We start from the raw sequence: 2686 nt of genomic DNA, 5'->3' as shown, positions 1-2686 counted from the left end.
GCAGGTAGTGTTTATAGTATAAAAGTGCATGCTCAATATAGAGCGTGTTAAGTAAAACAAAAAAGCGTCTATCAGCCACTCGTTGATAGACGCTTTTTTATGCGCTGATTTTATAGTTGCGCATCTCAGAATTAATACGACTTACTTTTCAGCATGTCGCAGATTGCAAGTTACATTAGACAGCGGTTGGGTAACGAAGCTAACAGGTAACGAACAATTTCTAACATTGAAATGGTTCGTTTTCGCTACTATAACCCTCATATGCTAAACGCATCATTAAGAACAAGTAAATGACATCAGCGAAAAGCTTTGGAGAGCACTATGAAAATGATAACTAAAATTGCGACTACCCTACCAGTCCTTGCCCTATTGAGCGCTTGTGCCACTACCGCACCAACTACTCCAGATGCAACTGAGACGCCAGTTCCAGAGAAAGTAACCGCCGCCTATGATCGTATGGCACCAGCACCATACACCTGTACCGATGACAGCAAAATCATGGCAAAGCAATCTATCAATAAAGAACAAGTGATGCTCAACGTCACTCTACCAAAAGTAAAATGGGCCGAGCAGCCAATCATCCTAAACGGTAAAGTGAAAGGCGAAGTCGCAAGCTATGTAAATGATTCAAACCCAGAAGTCATCTATGCATGGCACATGAAAGGTGACAAAGGTATCTTTGCGATGAAGTGGGCTGACGGTAAAGAATACCAAGTAAATTGCCAAATCTAATCAGTTAAAGATAAGTTCATATCGTAATAGACAAATAGTCGTAATAGATAAGAAGCAGTCATTAAATAGTGGCTGCTTTTTTATGCGTGTTAGTTTGATACGTGTATAAAGATGGCTATAAAAAACAGTTCCAAGTAGAGGTATGTATAGTCAGTTCAATATAATTTCGAGATAAGGAAACCGAGTGTAAGTTATACATTAGTATGCTTAGCGAGGTTAACGCTGTCATACCTTTATAGTGGATTGGACTATATCAAAACTTACCATCTAATGTATTTCGCTAGAGAAGCACAAAGAAAGCTGTCAAAATAGCAGATAGAGCAAATCAATCATGACCAACAATCAAAAGGGTAACTCGATGGCAAAGCGTCTGATAAGTATGATGGTAATTGCAACGGCAAGCATGTGGGCGCTGACAGGCTGCGATAACGCTACCGATTCTGTCGATGCCACTGAGCAAACTGCGGAGACAGCAGCAGATCCATCTGCACCAGCAGCCGACACCATCGACTGGTCACTGGTAGATAGCGGTGCAAAGCCTGCTGACCCTACCAATTATAAGTATCCGTTTGCGATCGATAGTCAAAACGTCCGAGACTATGCAGATTACTTCAAAGTGGACGCTGCGACCGCTCAGCATAATCTGACGGTAAGCATGGCAAGTAACGAAGCACTATCGAAAGCTTTGGATCAGCTCAGCGAAACCTATGTCTCACACGAGCTAACCGATGGCAATGAGATGACGCTTATCATTCATACCACGCCTGACGTCGCTGCCAGTCGCTATGATTATGTGCTGTCTGATGACTTTGCTAAAGGGTTGGTACTACCTATCGTGATTCAGCCAGATGGTAAGAAAGGCGATGTAAAGGCACATGGAGAGGTTCAGTAATAGAAATTAGTAGCGTGTGTTTTGGTTCGTATCACACGCTACTAATTTATTACGAAGTCTGACGGTAGGGATTGTTCGAGAGTTCAATTTTGATATCTTGGTCACGCAGTAACCAAGCTAGATATAACCGATAGTCTTTTGCAGCAGGAGCAATATACACTTTATTAAGATTTTCTTTCACCTTAGAATCATATTCAACAAACAAAAACTTCTTATCTACCATACTGACTTCGGGTGCATTAAGTGAGGTTACGTATACCATGCGACATTCTTGCTCTTCCTGAAAAGCAGAATGTTTAATTAGATATTTTAAAGGTAGAAGAATCTCGTTTATCAATGCATAAATCTTATTGGACGATTCCAATTCATCACTTAATATCGCTTTTTTCTCTTCTATTATCGATTCATAAGTATTTTTTAGAGTACGAAAAGCGTTACTAAAGGCAATTGTTTTCTCATCTATATATTTCTTATACTCTTCCCACTCATATTCTGCCTTACTTGTTTCTTGACCCTGTATCAATACAGTTTCATTACCGAACTCACGAAAAAAAGTTAATCGGTTACGCTGAGCTAATTGGACATAACTAGAAGTCGGGTCAATATACACGCACCTCATGACTGGCTGATTGCTAATTCTAGACTTTTTTTCAGAATTATTTTTCGTATCTGACTGTTCATTAACCTCTAATGAAGAGTTATCTCTGTCTAAATTCTGTATATTATTTTTGAGTGATAGAAAGGATAAGCCTCCTAAAAAGCTTTCTGATTGAAAAAATTCTTTTTTAAATACAAGGCTAACACCTGATGCTTCCTTATCGGCTTCTTTTCCATATAAACGAAACTGATTAAGACTATCATGGTTAAATGTAAAACAACTGATAAATGCATGTAAGCTTTTGTCAAAATCTGGTGCATAAAAGGAATTCTCTCTTATACCTTTCAAATAGTTTACTAGTAGATGCCCCTCACTTGGATCATTTACATTGTTAATAGTGTTTAGGCGAAAATAATTTACATTTCTAGATTTTTCATTATTTTCTAGCAGAATATTGGCAATAC

2 protein-coding genes and 1 pseudogene are annotated in these 2686 nt (G+C 38.7%); 2 read left to right on the top strand and 1 reads right to left on the bottom strand.

All coding sequences use genetic code 11. The annotated features are described in order from the left end of the window. Positions 1-321 precede the first annotated feature (321 nt). Together CXF60_RS00535 and CXF60_RS00530 are read left to right on the top strand one after the other, a co-directional pair. Complete coding sequence (locus CXF60_RS00535) at positions 322-732, top strand: hypothetical protein (protein WP_102090360.1); 411 nt, start codon at positions 322-324, stop codon at positions 730-732. A gap of 331 nt (positions 733-1063) precedes the next feature. After that, positions 1064-1624 (top strand): hypothetical protein, encoded by a 561-nt coding sequence (locus CXF60_RS00530; RefSeq protein ID WP_228706991.1) that lies wholly within the window; start codon positions 1064-1066, stop codon positions 1622-1624. Positions 1625-1673: 49 nt separating this feature from the next. On the opposite strand, the pseudogene CXF60_RS14370 reads toward CXF60_RS00530, so the two are convergent. Next, positions 1674-2686: pseudogene (locus CXF60_RS14370) on the bottom strand (hypothetical protein); the annotation flags it as partial.

The organism is Psychrobacter sp. 4Bb (assembly GCF_002836735.1).
Taxonomy (GTDB): domain Bacteria; phylum Pseudomonadota; class Gammaproteobacteria; order Pseudomonadales; family Moraxellaceae; genus Psychrobacter.
Note: the sequence above shows the minus strand (reverse complement) of the source record. Positions and strands in the feature narration are given on the sequence as shown.

Excerpts from the sequence above, each read along its gene's own strand:
- CXF60_RS00535 (WP_102090360.1), top strand. The coding sequence starts at position 322 with ATGAAAATGATAACTAAAATTGCGACTACCCTACCAGTCCTTGCCCTA.
- CXF60_RS00530 (WP_228706991.1), top strand. The coding sequence starts at position 1,064 with ATGACCAACAATCAAAAGGGTAACTCGATGGCAAAGCGTCTGATAAGT.